Annotated in this window: 14 protein-coding genes; 7 read left to right on the top strand and 7 right to left on the bottom strand. The window is 56.0% G+C overall.

Features of this window, described 5'->3' with window-relative positions; genetic code table 11:
- Together B2R17_RS17595 and B2R17_RS17600 are read left to right on the top strand one after the other, a co-directional pair.
- Positions 1–649, top strand: a 649-nt coding sequence (locus tag B2R17_RS17595) for a vWA domain-containing protein (protein ID WP_286765008.1), incomplete at its 5' end; no start/stop codon positions are given.
- Between the two features lie 50 nt (positions 650–699).
- A complete protein-coding gene (locus tag B2R17_RS17600) occupies positions 700–1,122 on the top strand; it encodes a TadE/TadG family type IV pilus assembly protein (protein WP_286765009.1) in 423 nt (140 codons plus the stop codon).
- A gap of 1 nt (position 1,123) precedes the next feature.
- Here B2R17_RS17600 and B2R17_RS17605 read toward each other — a convergent pair whose 3' ends face one another.
- Positions 1,124–2,653, bottom strand: a complete 1,530-nt coding sequence (locus tag B2R17_RS17605; protein ID WP_286765010.1) for a sulfatase family protein — start codon at positions 2,651–2,653, stop codon at positions 1,124–1,126.
- A gap of 99 nt (positions 2,654–2,752) precedes the next feature.
- Entirely contained in the window at positions 2,753–3,655 is a 903-nt protein-coding gene (locus B2R17_RS17610; RefSeq protein ID WP_286765011.1) for an alpha/beta hydrolase, read from the bottom strand.
- 166 nt (positions 3,656–3,821) lie between these two features.
- On the opposite strand from B2R17_RS17610, the gene B2R17_RS17615 reads away from it, so the two are divergent.
- Positions 3,822–5,009 (top strand): aminotransferase class V-fold PLP-dependent enzyme, encoded by a 1,188-nt coding sequence (locus B2R17_RS17615; protein WP_286765012.1) that lies wholly within the window; start codon positions 3,822–3,824, stop codon positions 5,007–5,009.
- 26 nt (positions 5,010–5,035) lie between these two features.
- Here the strand turns inward: B2R17_RS17615 and B2R17_RS17620 are convergent, their stop codons facing one another.
- Positions 5,036–6,322, bottom strand: a complete 1,287-nt coding sequence (locus tag B2R17_RS17620; RefSeq protein ID WP_286765013.1) for an acyltransferase family protein — start codon at positions 6,320–6,322, stop codon at positions 5,036–5,038.
- Positions 6,323–6,490: 168 nt separating this feature from the next.
- Here B2R17_RS17620 and mutM point away from each other — a divergent pair, with 168 nt between their 5' ends.
- Positions 6,491–7,393 carry a bifunctional DNA-formamidopyrimidine glycosylase/DNA-(apurinic or apyrimidinic site) lyase gene (gene mutM, locus B2R17_RS17625; RefSeq protein ID WP_008668492.1) on the top strand — a complete coding sequence of 301 codons (903 nt, stop codon included), beginning with the start codon at positions 6,491–6,493 and terminating at the stop codon, positions 7,391–7,393.
- Between the two features lie 42 nt (positions 7,394–7,435).
- Here the strand turns inward: mutM and B2R17_RS17630 are convergent, their stop codons facing one another.
- The 3 genes from B2R17_RS17630 to B2R17_RS17640 all read right to left on the bottom strand — a co-directional run bounded on the left by B2R17_RS17630 (position 7,436) and on the right by B2R17_RS17640 (position 10,846).
- Complete coding sequence (locus B2R17_RS17630; protein ID WP_008668494.1) at positions 7,436–8,725, bottom strand: 6-phosphofructokinase; 1,290 nt, start codon at positions 8,723–8,725, stop codon at positions 7,436–7,438.
- 256 nt (positions 8,726–8,981) lie between these two features.
- Entirely contained in the window at positions 8,982–9,878 is an 897-nt protein-coding gene (locus B2R17_RS17635) for a lysophospholipid acyltransferase family protein (RefSeq protein ID WP_414707366.1), read from the bottom strand.
- Positions 9,879–9,934: 56 nt separating this feature from the next.
- Positions 9,935–10,846: a hypothetical protein gene (locus tag B2R17_RS17640; RefSeq protein ID WP_286765015.1), complete on the bottom strand. Its 912-nt coding sequence runs from the start codon at positions 10,844–10,846 to the stop codon at positions 9,935–9,937.
- 283 nt (positions 10,847–11,129) lie between these two features.
- On the opposite strand from B2R17_RS17640, the gene B2R17_RS17645 reads away from it, so the two are divergent.
- The 3 genes from B2R17_RS17645 to thiD all read left to right on the top strand — a co-directional run bounded on the left by B2R17_RS17645 (position 11,130) and on the right by thiD (position 14,079).
- Entirely contained in the window at positions 11,130–11,699 is a 570-nt protein-coding gene (locus B2R17_RS17645; RefSeq protein ID WP_286765016.1) for a carbon storage regulator, read from the top strand.
- A gap of 126 nt (positions 11,700–11,825) precedes the next feature.
- Positions 11,826–13,283: a sigma-54-dependent transcriptional regulator gene (locus B2R17_RS17650; RefSeq protein ID WP_286765017.1), complete on the top strand. Its 1,458-nt coding sequence runs from the start codon at positions 11,826–11,828 to the stop codon at positions 13,281–13,283.
- A gap of 7 nt (positions 13,284–13,290) precedes the next feature.
- The gene (gene thiD / locus B2R17_RS17655; protein WP_286765018.1) at positions 13,291–14,079 is read left to right on the top strand and encodes a bifunctional hydroxymethylpyrimidine kinase/phosphomethylpyrimidine kinase; all 789 of its coding nucleotides are present in this window, start codon (positions 13,291–13,293) and stop codon (positions 14,077–14,079) included.
- A 33-nt stretch (positions 14,080–14,112) separates the two neighbouring features.
- Here the strand turns inward: thiD and B2R17_RS17660 are convergent.
- Positions 14,113–14,963: hypothetical protein (locus B2R17_RS17660; RefSeq protein ID WP_286765019.1), on the bottom strand; the 851-nt coding region annotated here is incomplete at its 5' end.

A 14,963-nucleotide genomic window follows, 5' to 3' on the forward strand; every position in this document is an offset into this window, starting at 1 on the left:
CACGTCCGGTTCGCTCTCGGGTCCCGTTCCACTGTTCTTCGGAAATGTCACCGGAACATCGATCTTCGAACCAGAAGCTTTCGCGACGGCAACTTACGTCGAACGAGACATCACCTTGGTCGTCGACCGAAGTGGATCGATGGCGGGCAGCCGATTCAATGACCTGCAAGCCGCCATTCGCATCTTCACCGACCTGCTCGCAACAACACCCGTTGATGAACAAATCGGGTTGGCATCGTACAACGACCGAGCCAGCGAAGACGTTCAACTGACCGAAAACTTCGCCGAAGTCAACAATGCGATGGACCGCCTACGAACCGGCGGCTTCACCAGCATCTCTCGCGGCATGCGAGCAGGTCAAGAAATCGCACTGCGTGGGCGACCACCTGAATTCGTCGAACGAACCATGATCGTGATGACCGACGGTCGCCACAACCGAGGCCCCGAACCGCGAGTCGTGGCAACCGACCTTGCGTCCGATGGTGTCACCATCCACACGATCACCTTTGGAGCTGGAGCCGATTTCGGACGCATGCGAGACGTCGCACGCATCGGCGGAGGACGTCACTTCCATGCCACCAATGGCGATCAATTGCGTGACATCTACCGTGAGATCGCACTGACACTCGGAACGGTCCTGACGGAATAAAGACGCTTGACCGGCCGCACTTCCACTTCATTTTCTCACGATCCAACCCCATGCAATCTCTGCCTCACGCTCGCCGACAGTTCGCCAAACCGGATTCCCGAAAAGGGGCCGTCGCGGTTGAATTTGCCATCGTCGTCCCGTTGTTGTTCCTGTTCTTCTTCGCAGGCTTCGAATTCATGCGAGTGGCGATGGTTCGGCACACCGTCGACAATGCCGTTTACGAAGGCGCCCGCGTCGGAATCATTCCCGGTGGAACCAACGCCGAAATCCGAGCCGAAGCGACACGCATCCTTGGCACCATCGGAATCGATGAATTCACGCTCGAGGTCGAACCAGCGAACATCACCGATGCAACGGAAGACATTACCGTTCGCGTGACTGTGCCGTTGGATCGCAACACCTACGTCCCCGCCCAATACTTCTTGGGTGAGGAGATGCAACGAGAATTGACGATGCGTCGCGAAGGCCGCTAGTTCACTTTCCCAATCGAGTCTTCAAGAACGATTGATACTCCGGTCGTTCACGCCACTCGTCCAGAAACACTTCGTAACGCGAATCGTCGGCCCAAAACTTCGGTTCAGCGTGGTCTGGATTCACGCGGCCTTCGGGATAATCCAAACCCGACACGCTGTCATCGACGGAGTCATTCCATTCGGCCAACCACTCGCTCAAACGTGATGCAATTTCCGGGTAGTCTCCGGTCACGTCTTTGCTTTCGCTGACATCTTCGTCCAGTTGATACAACTGTTCGCTCGTCACCGATTTCCCCTTCTGCTTTCGCGTTTCGCGAATCAACTTCCACCGGTTGTCGACTACGGCTGACTTGCCGCGAAAACGAAACCCGATCGGTTTTTCGCGAAGCGACACCACAGCCTCACCCACGCCTTGAATCAGAGGCAGCAAGCTGATTCCGTCGACCGGCTTGATTAGAGAGTCATCCGGCAAGTCCAGCAAATCCACCAGCGTCGGCGCGATGTCGGTCGCACAAGCTGGAACCCGACTGATGCGACCCGCCTGAATCTGATTGGGCCAGTGCAACACACAAGGCACGCGCAGCCCACCCTCGTAAAGCTGCGACTTGTGTCCTCGCAACGGAGCCGTCGTCGATGGTTCGATGCCTGACAAACCACCATTGTCACTGCAGAACCAGATCAGCGTGTTGTCCAGCACTCGCAATCGCTCCAGTCCTTCTCGAAGAGTCCCCAGACTTCGATCCATGGCAACCAATTCGCCATAGTGATTGCGAGAATGCTCATCCATGCCATCAACGATCTGTTGCAACTTAGCCTTCTCATCTTCGTCTTTGCCCGCGTCGACCAACGCCTGCATGTCGTCATCAGATGCCACAAACGGACTGTGCGGGGTGCCATACCAAACCACCGCGAAAAATGGTTGTTGAGACCGTGCTGATCGAGACGCGAAATCCAAGGCTTCTTCCACGATCACTTCGGACGAGTCGCCTTCGAAGGCTTCAAACTTTCCACGCCGACTCAATAACGGGTCGCGATCAAAGAAGTTGGTCACCGACAACCACACATCAAATCCAAACCGACCGGGATGAAAGCGGTCCTCGCCTAGAATCGGAACTCCAGGTCCGCGAAGACCATTCAGATGCCACTTGCCAAAGTGCCCGGTGACATAGCCCGCATTCCGAATCGCAGTCGCGATCGATCGTTCCTGGTGTCGCAGAGCATGACCATGTGAAGGCACCCCGGTTCGCACGGGGGAACGCCCCGTCAAAACGCTCGCTCGGGTTGGCGAGCACACCGCGGAGGCCGCATAGAACCGATCCAGTCGCAATCCGCCGGCGGCCAGCCGATCCAGCTCAGGTGTTTTCAGCAACGGATGCTGAAAGTAGCCCGTCTGCGCGTACCCCAAATCGTCCGCCATCACCAAAATCACATTGGGACGATTCACCTCATCGCCAGAGACACTTTGTCCCAGCAACGTGCCACCGACCATCATCACGATGCCACACAACAACCCGCCCAGTCTCAACGACATGCCTGTTCTCCCAAGAAGCAATTGCGTCCGCCTAACTCACCGGCTCAAACAACGAAATCAGTCGACCATCATAGGCTCTCGCACACTCGTATTCTCGATTCAATCCGGTCGATGGGCATTCAAAAAGTGGATCGCCTTCCGAAGAGATTCCCCGGTGAAAAACCGCTTGCCGCCGTGACCTGCGCCCTCGTGCTCGATGAACTCAACTTCGAGACCGGTGTCCTCGTACAAATCGACGATCCTTTCACTTTGATCCAACAGCACCGTCTTGTCTGCTGTCCCGTGAAAGATCAATAGCGGCGGGTCATCGGTGGACACATAGGTCGCCGGGCTAGCCAATCGTTCCATCTTCTCGGGAACCTTCCCGTCTTTGCCGCCCAACAACGCATAGCTGCCGGATTGATTGGTGTACGCTCTCTCGGGTTGAGTCTTCCCACGCAGAACGAAATCAGATGGGCCGAAGTAATCGATCACCGCCTGCACACGAGAGGACTGCTCGACGTTTCCACCCACTGCACCTTCCAACTCAGCCACGTCGCCGGACGTGCCCAGCAACAAAGCCAGATGCCCGCCCGCGGAACTTCCCGCGACCGCGATCCAGTCGGCGTTGTAACCATAACGCTCTGCATTGGCTCGCAACCATCGAATCGCCGCTTTGCAGTCGTGAACCTGGGCCGGGAAAATTGCCTCTTTGGAGAAGCGGTAACTCAGGCTGGCCAGTGCATAACCGTGCTCTGTCACCTCGATCAACTTCGGGTTGCGTCGCGAACCATTTCGCCATCCGCCGCCGTGAATCCAAACCACCAAGGGAGGCGACTCGGACGTCGCCGGCACGAACAAATCCAACTGGAGTGATCGAGCTTCATTCCCGGCACCGGATACCTCCGCATAGACGAGTCCTTGATGCTTCACAACCGAACTCGATTCCTCGCAGTGAGCGGCCTTCTGAAACATCAGCAAACACATGACAATGAGCAACCAAAGGCTATGACGGTGTTTCATCTTCGCGTTCTCAACTCAAATCATTTGGACGAGGCTCGTTGCCGAAATCACTGGGCGGCTCATCATACCCGCTGCGGAAAGACGACTGGCGAGGCAACGCCGTCTGGCTGCGAAGCTTCAAGAGACATCACACCAAAATGCCAAACTCTCACCCACAGGCCTCCCGTTGAACGACACACAACAAGAACCATGGTTGATTCGGCGTGACCTGGATTTCCTCAATCACGGGTCCTTTGGTGCCACACCTCGTTGTGTGATCGAAAACCAACGGCATTGGCAGAACCAACTGGAGGAAGACCCGATCGAATTCCTCGCACCGGAAAGGTCGCTGCTTCCCAAACTTGATTTCGTTCGCCAAACGGTCGCCCAAGAACTCAACGCGTCTCCGCGAGACATTGCCTTTGTTCGCAATGCAACCGAAGGCGTCAACGCGGTGGTGAGGTCGCTGCCACTTCGGGCCGGCGACGAAGTCCTTGTCACCAATCATGGCTACAACGCGTGCATCAACGCGGTTGCCCAAGCCGCGACTTTCGCTGGTGTGAAGGTCGTGACTGCCAATATTCCGTTTCCGATTCAAAGCCCGGACGAAATCGTCCGGGCGATCGAGCGCAACATCACTCCCAAGACAACTTGGATGCTGATCGATCATGTGACCAGCCCCACAGGGATCGTCCTACCAGTCGCCGAGCTAATCGAACTGGCTCACTCCAACAACATTCGCGTGATGGTCGATGGAGCCCACGCGCCCGGCATGTTGCCATTGAACCTCAACGAGCTGAAGCCTGACTACTACACCGCCAATCATCACAAATGGTGGTGCGGCCCCAAGGTATCCGGGTTCCTTTACGTCGACGAAAAGTCGCAAGACGATGTCCTGCCATCGATCATCAGCCACGGCGCAAACACGGAAGGCTATGGCCCAAGTAAGTTCCAATGCCAATTCAATTGGCCGGGCACCTTTGATCCTTCCCCCTTGCTGGCCCTGCCAACCGCGATCGACTTTCTGGCTAGCTTGTATCCGACCGACGATCCCAGTCGACTGGCCGGATTGATGAGACACAACCATGACCTGGCGGTTGCAGGTCGACGTGTGATTCTCAACAAACTCAAACTCCCCGAGCCCGTATCAGAATCGATGCTGGGCAGCCTCGCCACGATTCCGATCCCGGCGTGGACCAATCACACCTCAGCACAGATTCAGGCCGTGCGAACCACCTTGCGAACAGAACGTCGGTTTGAGCTTCCCGTGTTTCGTTTCGATGCAACAAACGTCTGTTTGCGAATCTCGGCACAAACCTACAACTCGCTGGATCAGTACGAACGTTTGGCCGACGCTGTCAACAAACTTTCGTGAGATCTGGCGACTCAGATCGCGAGTACTTATCCCGCCAATCGTCGTTCGGATACCGAGTCTTCTGACGTGGTGGGCATCGCCAAGATGGACGGTGCATCTTGTTCGCGTTGTGAAGCGATGGTCGATTTCCGCCGTGCCATCACGCCTCGAAACACGAAATGAATTCCCACCGGCACCGAAACCGCAATGATCGTCCCAAGTGACATCTTTAGCAGCGGGGACGCCGAAGGCATGCCATGCTTTGCGGCGACATGGAACAACACCAAAACCGGATGATGCAGCAAATAGATCGCAAAGGAAGCGGTTGCCAATCGCTGGGTGACGGGACCGATTTTATTCACCCGATAGCATGCGATTCCAATCAGCGACAATGAAAGACCGGTGGCACTTGCGACGGTCAACAAAGCCAGCGACACCCAGGTGGCTCCACTGATCACAACGGGAAACGCCGACGCGTATTGAACGTTTTCAGACGGCGTATGGTTGAGCACCCATATCCCGAGCACCGTTGCCGCAATGCACAACAAAGCGCTGGGACAAACCGCACGACCGGCAACTTGCTTCAACCAAGTCAGATCTGCATCCGCACGAGCGATCAACACTCCCATGGCGAAAGCGCAACCGCTGTACAGCCACTTGGCGGGAACTGGCAGAAATGCATGTTGAAATCCCCAAACGACCTCGGGGTAAAAGCACAGCACCACGGTGGCAACTGAAAAAGTCAGCGGCATCCCGACACGGAACACAGTCTTTGGATCGATTCGCTGCAACCAATTCCAGGCCCCAGCAAGAACCGCGATGTAAAGGATCAGGTACTGAAGGAACCAAAGATGAGACAAACCCCAAAGGTGCTCATCTTGGCCGTCGGCAAACTTCAAGGTTCGCATCTGACGAGGCGTGATCACACCGTCGGCCAACCAGCCCAACAGCCAGGCGTAAAGGTCGACGGGAATCAGAAACACGACCGCCAAAAACAAAGGCCAGCCCAACCGGCGAGTCCGAGACTTGAGAGTCGCCAGCGGTCCTCGCGATGTCATGCTGCGAACGGCCAGGATTCCGGCCATCACCAAAAAGATTGGCATGATGACAATCTCGATGGCCCACATCAGCGACGTCAGGGCTGAATGAGGCGTATCGGTTGTCGCCCAGGTCAGACCGGGAATATCCGGATTGGAGTAGGGCACGCATGCGTGGAGCATGACAACGCCAACGGCGGCCCACGCCCGCACGGCATCCAGGCCGAGCAGGTTGGTATTCTGGGGAGCCGATTCGGCGGAATCCGCTTGATTCAGACGAAGGTGAGTCGCACGCATATCCTTTCAATACCGGATCCACATTCGCGAACGCCAGACGAGTCGACTCGAAACCTGTCCGTGCAACTTGGCGTGAAACTCAACCATCGCCCTAATCGCGACCGAACTCAAACGAACCGGCGAGGGTACAAAAAGCAAACCAACAGATAACCTTCCAAAGGAATCCACATGCCGGAGTTGCCGGAAGTCGAAACGATGTGCCGCGGGATCTCGCCAATCGTCGGTTGCGAGATCGAGCGAGTCGAACTTCCACCGTGTCACTGCCGACCGATCACGATGGAACCGTCGGCTGCCCACCTGAACCGTCGCCTTCAAGGTCGCCGGGTCACATCCATTCAGCGACGTGGCAAACGCGTGATGCTTTGCTTTGACGATCAGTCGCGACTCGTCATCGAACCCCGGATGACCGGATTGGTGCTATTGGCCGACCCACCCGATCCGGACCACTTGCGACTACGCATTCAGTTTCGTTCACCGTCCAATCAATCAACAACTCGATCTCGTGAAATTCCAACCGAAATGTTGGTTTGGGATCGCCGCGGACTGGGAACGATCCGCTGGATGACCGAAAGCGACTACCTCGAAAAGGTTGATTCACGCTTGGGCCCCGATGCAATGTGCATCACCGCAGAGCAACTGCGAGGAAACCTGGCCAATTCAAAACGCCCAATCAAAGTCGCATTATTAGATCAATCCGTCGTTGCCGGAATTGGCAACCTGTACGCAGCCGAGATTTTGTTCTTAGCTGGCGTCGACCCACGCACACGATGCGACCGACTGACCAAACCGCAATGGGAACGCATTCATCCCGCCATCACGTTGGTGCTGCAAGACGCCATCAACCACGAAGGCAGCACGCTAAGCGATGGGACGTATCGCAACGCTCTGAACGATCCGGGCAACTACCAAAACATGCATCGCGTTTATGATCGTGAAAACTTGGCGTGCCCACGATGCGTGGATGGCGTGGTCCGGCGAATCGTCCAGGCTCAACGAGCGACGTTCTTTTGTCCGGGATGCCAACGCAAAAGCGGTCGGCACCCCAGCGTCTCGAATCAAACCGAAACGTGACCGAACGCATTGCGATTGGACTATTTTCCAGTCAGACAACGATCAGTTGTCGACGCACGTTTCCAGGAACCGTGCCAAGCGGTGGAAGTCCGAATTCTGCTCGATGAAGCGAACTTTGGTGACCAAGGTTTGCGGGTCGACCAATTCTTCAAACGGCACAAAGTGCAGATCAAACTGCCCCGATACTGAAACCATGACGCCGTTGAGCTTCTCTTCCACGAGTGCCCGGTAAGCACCGACGCCGAGTTGTGAACCCAACATCACGTCGTAAGCGTGAGGTGGTGCACAACGAGATTCGTATCCCATTTGCAATCCGTTCACCTTGCGAGTCCGGCCGGTGCGTTCGTTGTAGCGAGCCGCCAACAAACGAGACATCACGGCGGAGAGGTTCACCAACGAGATGTTGATGTGACCGTGGTCGTCACGGGTAACGCCTTCGAGATACTTCGCTGGCAGGTACTCGGCCATGCCTTCGGCGATCACGATGGTTCCGTATTGGCGTCCTTCGCGTTCGCGAGCCAGCATCATGTCGACCATCCGATCGATCACTCGATCCATCGCCATGATCTTTCGAGTCTCGCCGGTTTCCTGATTGACGACTTCTTCGTCCGCCAGTGCACCGGTGATGTCTTCAACGCTGAGCACCATGCTGGCTTCACCGGCAATTGCGGCACCGTATGCCAACCAGCCCGCGCTGCGGCCCATGGCTTCGCACAAGAAGTACGCTCGTCCGGCGGCGGCATCGTAGTTGAGGTTGCGAATTTCTTCGGCCAACGTTTCAACCGCGGTGAAGAATCCGAATGTGAAATCAATACCCGAGTAATCGTTGTCGATCGTTTTCGGCAAGTGAACAACCGGGAAACGTCGAGCGTCGCCGGGCAGGTTGTCCTGGAACATTTTGAGTTTATTCGCGGTCTTCAGCGTGTCGTCGCCACCAATCGAAATCAATGCGTCGACTTCCAGCGAACACAATCCTTCGTAGACACGACGAAGCGGCGCGACCAACTCGGGGTCTTTCAGGTGTTCTGGGTTGCTGACGTGTTTGCCGGGGTTGGTCCGAGCCGTTCCGATCATGATCCCACGGCTGCTGCGAGCGTGGGTCAGCGAATCGTGCGTGAACCGGATGTAATCGGTGCCTTCTTGCAAAGGACCGGCAGCGGTGTATTCCGCCAAACGGCTGTACCCGTGCTTGATGCCAAAGACCTGAGCACCCTCTTCCAGGAATGAAAACGCGGCGGTACTGATGACCGCATTGGCGGCTGGAGCGGGTCCGCCAGCGAACAAAATCGCGACGCGTTTGATATCCAAATTGTGATGAGCGAGCTCAGCCACGATGACACTGCCTGGTGAAGAGGAATTTCCGAAGACAATCGCGTTGCGATTGAGAGCCCAGATTCTAAGCATCCGCCCCGTTTCGCCAAGACGCCTGCCAATTCGCGAGACGATTTGAAGCCGCGAGAGCCGCCTATCTGAAATCAGTGGACAAAAGCCACCTTCGCCGAAGCAATCGCTCCGTTTTCAGCACGGAAATCTGTAGAACACGACTTCAGACAGAGCGTGTTCGGTTAGCCGAGAAAAGATGCGAGGACTACGCAGCTTGTCGTTTGAGCGAGACGGAATCGGCTGCGACGGCAACGCCGCTTGGCTCCACGCCGGGAACCAGCGAGTCCTGCCCCCCGACTGATTGGACGATATCATTTGATTGCGTGGTCGCTTCATCCGAAGACGGCTCACGCTTGTTGCGTCGCTTCCCCGAACTTTTGCGGCACTGCTGATCGCAAATGGCTGCTTCCTGTGGATCCATGCGATGTTCCATGACTCGCAAAGATTCCGCCACCTTCGCTCGCAGATCGTCGATCGACTCGCCGGGAGTCGGAAAGATCGGGTCACCAAACATTGCATCCACCAAGGTGAACGGCAACAGAATTTGCATCCGGTCCCAAGCTTTCGACATGATCCAACGTCGTCGAGGAATCAGAACCACGGGGATGATTGGAACTTCCGCTTTCATCGCCACCATGGCGATGCCTTTTTGCGCCACTCCGCGAGGGCCCCGGGGACCATCGACCGCGATCACACTTGGATTTCCATCCTTCACATGGCGAATCATTTTGGTCAGTGCCGTGGCACCACCCTTCTCTCCCACGCCGCTGCTGCCGCGGATTGGCACGCAACCGTTGCCGCGCAGCAATGGCATCAAAAGATCACCATCTCGCGACCGAGAAACCATCGCCCCGACACGAGGTGCTGACAATGACAATGCGGCCAATTGATGAGCATGCAGAATCGCCAAAGCGTACTGCTTGCCTGTCCGCTGCACCACGCGTTCACGTTGGTCGTTGCGAACACGTATGCGAAACGTGAGTCGAAACAACTTGAACGTCACAGCGATGCCTGCTCCGATCACCGGATTCACGAGGGTTGGGACTTTCATCGAGGTTGAAGGAAAAACAACAAGACGCGAAACAACCAATGGGAACGCCACCGCCAAAGAGGTTTTCTTCAGTGGCGAACGTTGCCAGCGATCACGACGCTAGCAACTCAGTCAGCAAACTCGCTCCAGTTCACTTGTGTGTAAACGACTCGGTAGCCCCGGACCTGATCGATTTGACGCTCCGCATCATCATCAAGACCTTCGGACCAATCCGATTCAATGTTCAGGTTTGCCTTCATGACCGGTTCTCCATCAGCCCCGTTCCGGTCAATCGACAGCTTCGTTTTCACGCCAATCAAAGATTGCTTCCAAAGCTCGTCGTTCAATCGCATGCGACCGAACGGTGGCAATCCTCGAGGTCGAGCAATGTTGAGACGACATGCCCAATCGACCAACTGGGCATTGGCAATCGCCATCGCGGGCGAAGGAGGAACAACGCCTTCGACTTCGTAACGCACGCCTGGGTAGGTCATCTCATACTGTTGAGGCCCTATCAATCTCACTCGCGCGTTCATGCCCAATCGCTCACGACGCATTGGGTCAGTGACGGACGCGTCCGCACGAGCGGTCAAGCGAGTCAGCTCATCCATGGAAACCGAGCATCGTGTTTTGGTTTTCTGATCCAACAACACAATCATGGACTGATTCAGATCAAACACCGTCAGAAACCGAGGATCTGATTCCGACACGCTGTAGATCACGCCATCCGCAAAGATGTTTTTGTGAACCGTGTTCGGTTTTCGCTCGCCCGCGAAGTAGATTTTGGTTGTCAGCGTGAAGTCGGGCGTGTTGGCCTTGGCTGTCTTTTGGCCCAGACGGTTTGCCAGCCGAAACTCTTGAGCGGACGCCGAACCGCAGTTCAGCATCAACAAGAACGCGGCGAATATCACCGCGCAACAGTTTGCCAAAACTGCCAGAGTCAGCGCACGCGACAACGTTGGCCGATCGAACATCGGCAATTGAGCGTTACGGGCGGAAAGAGAAAGCATCGCGGGACCCATCCAATTCAATTTGGGCATCGAATTCGTGCCTAGGAGAGGAATAGTCGACCGCTGCGGGGGGCGTCCAGACCGGTTTGTAATTCTTGACGTCGTCTTGTAACAGCTTCTAGTCAATTTTGCACAGCGCCGAACCGCCGGACTCGAACCAAACACGTAAAACACCTGCAGCAAATCACTTACAACGAATACCAGAAGTTTCCGCGAGCGTTTGGCACTGCCATTGCATTAGTCCCCAATCACAACCGCGGGTCACAACGGCCCACTTCTCAAACGACTCTCTTCTGGGGCAAAGGAAACTGCCATGTTGGTTCTCACTCGAAAAATCGACGAACAAATCGTTATCGGCGACAACATCAAGATCACCGTCATCAAGGTTCGCAACAACCAAGTTCGGATCGGTATCTCCGCTCCTCGCGACGTCCGCGTCCTGCGAGGTGAACTGGAACCCAAAGAAGCCGAGGCAACCCAATCGGACGACACGCAAATGGTTGTCGACTTGGATTTGGACGACAAATCCACCCAAGCACTACTGAAAACCACCGAAGAAATCGAAACCAGCTACCGGCCCACCACCGCGAAGAAGCCAGCTCAATCGCCTGCCTCGATCGCTAACCGCCCTCAACCTTCGGCTGTCGAACGAACGACTCCGACCGCATCCGCAGCGAGCAATGCATCAGCCAACCGTGTGGGGCACATGTTGCCATCGGGAAACACATCCAACCGCATGACCGCTGCAATCGATGCGACCGATACCGTTTCACAAAACGATGCCAGTCCCGAACTGCGTGTCTACAGCGGAAAAGTCAGTCGTCGAACCGGCGAAGGATCACTGAAACGCAGTCCTTTGGCCAATTACTTCACCGCTCCCTGAATTTGCACCGGGCCGAACGCCCCGCATGCAGCCCCAAAGCAACACGTGTTCTTTTTTGCCTCATCATCAAACATGACCTAGGAAAAGGAGTAGTCCTTACGAAACACCCTGCTTCGGAATCGCACCATGATGCCCGCTGCTTCGATCCTACTAGTCGACGACGACCATCACTTGGCAACCTCGCTAGGTGAGTGGCTCGCCGAAGAAGGATTCGAAACCCATCTCGCCGGCACGCTCGAGGACGCACGCCAACAGCTCAAGCAACATGCGTTCGAATTGGTGATCACCGATTTGCGTTTGGGTGGTGAAGATGGAATGACGTTGGTATCGGACGTTAAGAAACACCATTCCGACACGCCGGTTTTGGTGATGACCGGATATGCCACGCCCAATACCGCCGTGGAAGCAGTCCGCGCCGGGGCAGTGGATCTGCTGACCAAACCGGTCATCGATGACGAATTGCTGCTCGCCATCGATCGAGCGATGAACCAACGCAAGATCGAAGCCGAAAACGAAACGCTGCGTCGACAACTTGATCAACGCAGTGGTCTCGAAAACATTCTCAGTCATGACTACCGAATGATGAAAATCTTCGATGTCATCGACAGTGTCGCGGATGCCAAAGCATCGATCTTGATCACCGGAGAAAACGGTACCGGTAAAAGCATGATCGCTCGCGCGATCCACAACCGATGCGCTCGCCGGAGTGGCCCGTTTATCGAAGTCGCTTGTGGTGCTCTCCCGGACACACTGCTCGAAAGTGAACTGTTCGGTCACATCGCCGGAGCCTACACCGGTGCCAACACCGACCGTCGCGGCAAATTCGAACTGGCTGACGGCGGAACCTTGTTTCTCGACGAAATCGCGACGGCGACTCCCGCCATGCAGGTCAAACTTCTTCGCGTCCTGCAGGAACTGCAGTTTGAACCGCTCGGCGGCATGGAGACTCGCAGCGTCGACACCCGAGTCATCTTGGCAACCAACGAAAATCTAGACAAAGCGGTCGCGGATGGATCGTTCCGTCAAGATTTGTATTACCGAATCAACGTCGTGAACATCGTTTTGCCATCGCTTCGCGAGCGAACCGGTGACATTCCACTGCTCGTCGATCACTTCCTTCGTGAAGCCGCAGAAACCGCCGGCCGCGACATCGACGGCTTTGATCGCGAGGCAATGAAATGCCTGCAGTCATACGCCTGGCCCGGCAACGTTCGACAATTGGAAAACGTGGTCGAACGTGCCGTGTTGCTCGCCACCGATCGTGTGCTTACTAAAGACGACTTGCCGCCGGACGTGCTCGGCACATCCGCCAACCAGCACGCATCCATCGGCAGCGTCGGACATTCGCCGGGAGTGACCGCATCGAGCGGCCCGTCGTCATTCAATCCCGCTATCCTTGATGGCTGCAGCCTGCGAGAAGCTCTCGAAGGCCCGGAACGGGAAATCATTCTGCACTCGCTTCGCCGGCACAATTGGAACCGAGCCGCCACCGCCGACGAGCTTGAAATCAATCGCACAACGCTCTACAAGAAAATGAAACGCTTGGGTCTCGATGACCCGCGTCTTCAATACGCTAACCATTGATCTCCCCATGCCTGCTGCCGCCCCAGTTGCTCTCACGATCGCTGGCTCGGATCCGTCGGGCGGGGCCGGAATGCAAGCGGACCTGAAAACCTTTCACTCGTTCGGTGTGTATGGTTGCAGCGTGATGACGCTGCTGACGGCACAGAACACGATGGGTGTGCAGGGCATCCAAATGGTTCCGGCCGAATTTGTTCGTGCTCAATGGACCAGCGTCTCCAGTGACTTGCCGGTGGCTGCGATCAAGACCGGTGCCCTCGGCAACGCGGAATTGATTGACACGGTGGCGGATTGCTTGGATTCCCTGACATGCCCGTTGGTCGTGGATCCAGTCATGATCAGCAAACACGGCCACGCGATCATCGACGACGACGCGATCGAACTGTTGATTAATCGCGTGTTTCCGCTGGCAGACCTTGTCACGCCCAACGCGTTTGAAGCCGAACGATTGGTCGGCCAATCCATTCGCAGCGAAGAAGACCTTACCAGCGTCTCCGCCAAGTTGCTCGCGATGGGACCGCGTGCGGTTTTGATTAAGGCTTGCGTGGGTGAGCGGTCAGTGGATTGCCTTGCCGACGCCGAAGGAGCTCAATTGCTTCGGTCGCCGAGAATTGAATCCAATCGAACCCACGGCAGCGGTTGCGTGTTGTCCGCTGCCATCACCGCTGGCCTGGCCAAAGGTCAAGACCTTAGCAAAGCGGTGCAAACTGCTCGTGACTTCGTGCACGATGCGATTCGCAACGCACCAAAACTCGGCAAGGGAATCTCACCGGTCGGGCTTCTCGACCGACGCATGTAGTTCCTGCGTGGTAGAAGCCCGCGACCATCATCATCAAAAGGCTGACTGTGGCATTCCCGGTTGAGGAATCCCTGGCTGGCCTGGGCGTTCACCTTTCATCATCACGTACGCGGTCGCGAACATGACACCGATGAATGGCCCGGTGAACAAGAGCCCAATGAAGAGGGCCAACAGTCCGCCCAATGAAATGAGCATCGATGCAACACCAAGCACCAACGAGGTTGCCCAGTTCGCTTTGCCAACTTCAAAAGCCCGAGAGAACGCCTCAAACACTCCACACTGACGATCGACAATGAAGTAGTAGTACGGCCACATCAAGAGCAGGAAGATCAGACCGGGGATGATCAGCAACAGGAAGCCAAAGAACGCTCCAAGGCCAAACAAGATGGTTCCGCCGAGGACGCCCAAAAACACGTCGCCGCCGTTGAACAGCATCCCGACGTTGACCGGTTGAAAACGAGTGACGCCGATACAAATTCGAGCCATCCCGATCCCGATGAACATGTTGAACAAACTACTCGCGAGGTTTAGCACCAGTGCCAGCACGACAAACGCCGTGTTCCCGTTGTCTTGAGCCACCTGTTCCAGAATCGACGTCACGATACTGAACCCGAACGAAATACCAAACACGATCACGGTGGCTCCCACCAAGATGCCAATGTTCGGTTTGAATGCCTGCCAAGCGTGCGAGAAGATCTCTCCGAAATCAGCTGCCGTCGGCTGGTAACCGCCGGTCGATACACTGGCGGACGTGTGAGAAGTCACCGGCGACGCATAAGGATTGGATGCCGCGGCCGGCGAAGGTTCGTTGAACTCCGACTTGAACGCACCAAACGGATCTTCTGCAGCGGGAGCGGCAGGAGGCGTCCCACCTGGAATGGGTT

The organism is Rhodopirellula sp. UBA1907 (genome assembly GCF_002337565.1).
GTDB lineage: Bacteria > Planctomycetota > Planctomycetia > Pirellulales > Pirellulaceae > Rhodopirellula > Rhodopirellula europaea.

Bases quoted from the DNA above. Each gene is read 5' to 3' on its own strand.
- B2R17_RS17600 (WP_286765009.1), top strand. From the start codon at position 700: ATGCAATCTCTGCCTCACGCTCGCCGACAGTTCGCCAAACCGGATTCC.
- B2R17_RS17605 (WP_286765010.1), bottom strand. From the start codon at position 2,653: ATGTCGTTGAGACTGGGCGGGTTGTTGTGTGGCATCGTGATGATGGTC.
- B2R17_RS17610 (WP_286765011.1), bottom strand. From the start codon at position 3,655: ATGAAACACCGTCATAGCCTTTGGTTGCTCATTGTCATGTGTTTGCTG.
- B2R17_RS17620 (WP_286765013.1), bottom strand. From the start codon at position 6,322: ATGCGTGCGACTCACCTTCGTCTGAATCAAGCGGATTCCGCCGAATCG.
- mutM (WP_008668492.1), top strand. From the start codon at position 6,491: ATGCCGGAGTTGCCGGAAGTCGAAACGATGTGCCGCGGGATCTCGCCA.
- B2R17_RS17640 (WP_286765015.1), bottom strand. From the start codon at position 10,846: ATGCCCAAATTGAATTGGATGGGTCCCGCGATGCTTTCTCTTTCCGCC.
- B2R17_RS17645 (WP_286765016.1), top strand. From the start codon at position 11,130: ATGTTGGTTCTCACTCGAAAAATCGACGAACAAATCGTTATCGGCGAC.
- B2R17_RS17650 (WP_286765017.1), top strand. From the start codon at position 11,826: ATGATGCCCGCTGCTTCGATCCTACTAGTCGACGACGACCATCACTTG.
- thiD (WP_286765018.1), top strand. From the start codon at position 13,291: ATGCCTGCTGCCGCCCCAGTTGCTCTCACGATCGCTGGCTCGGATCCG.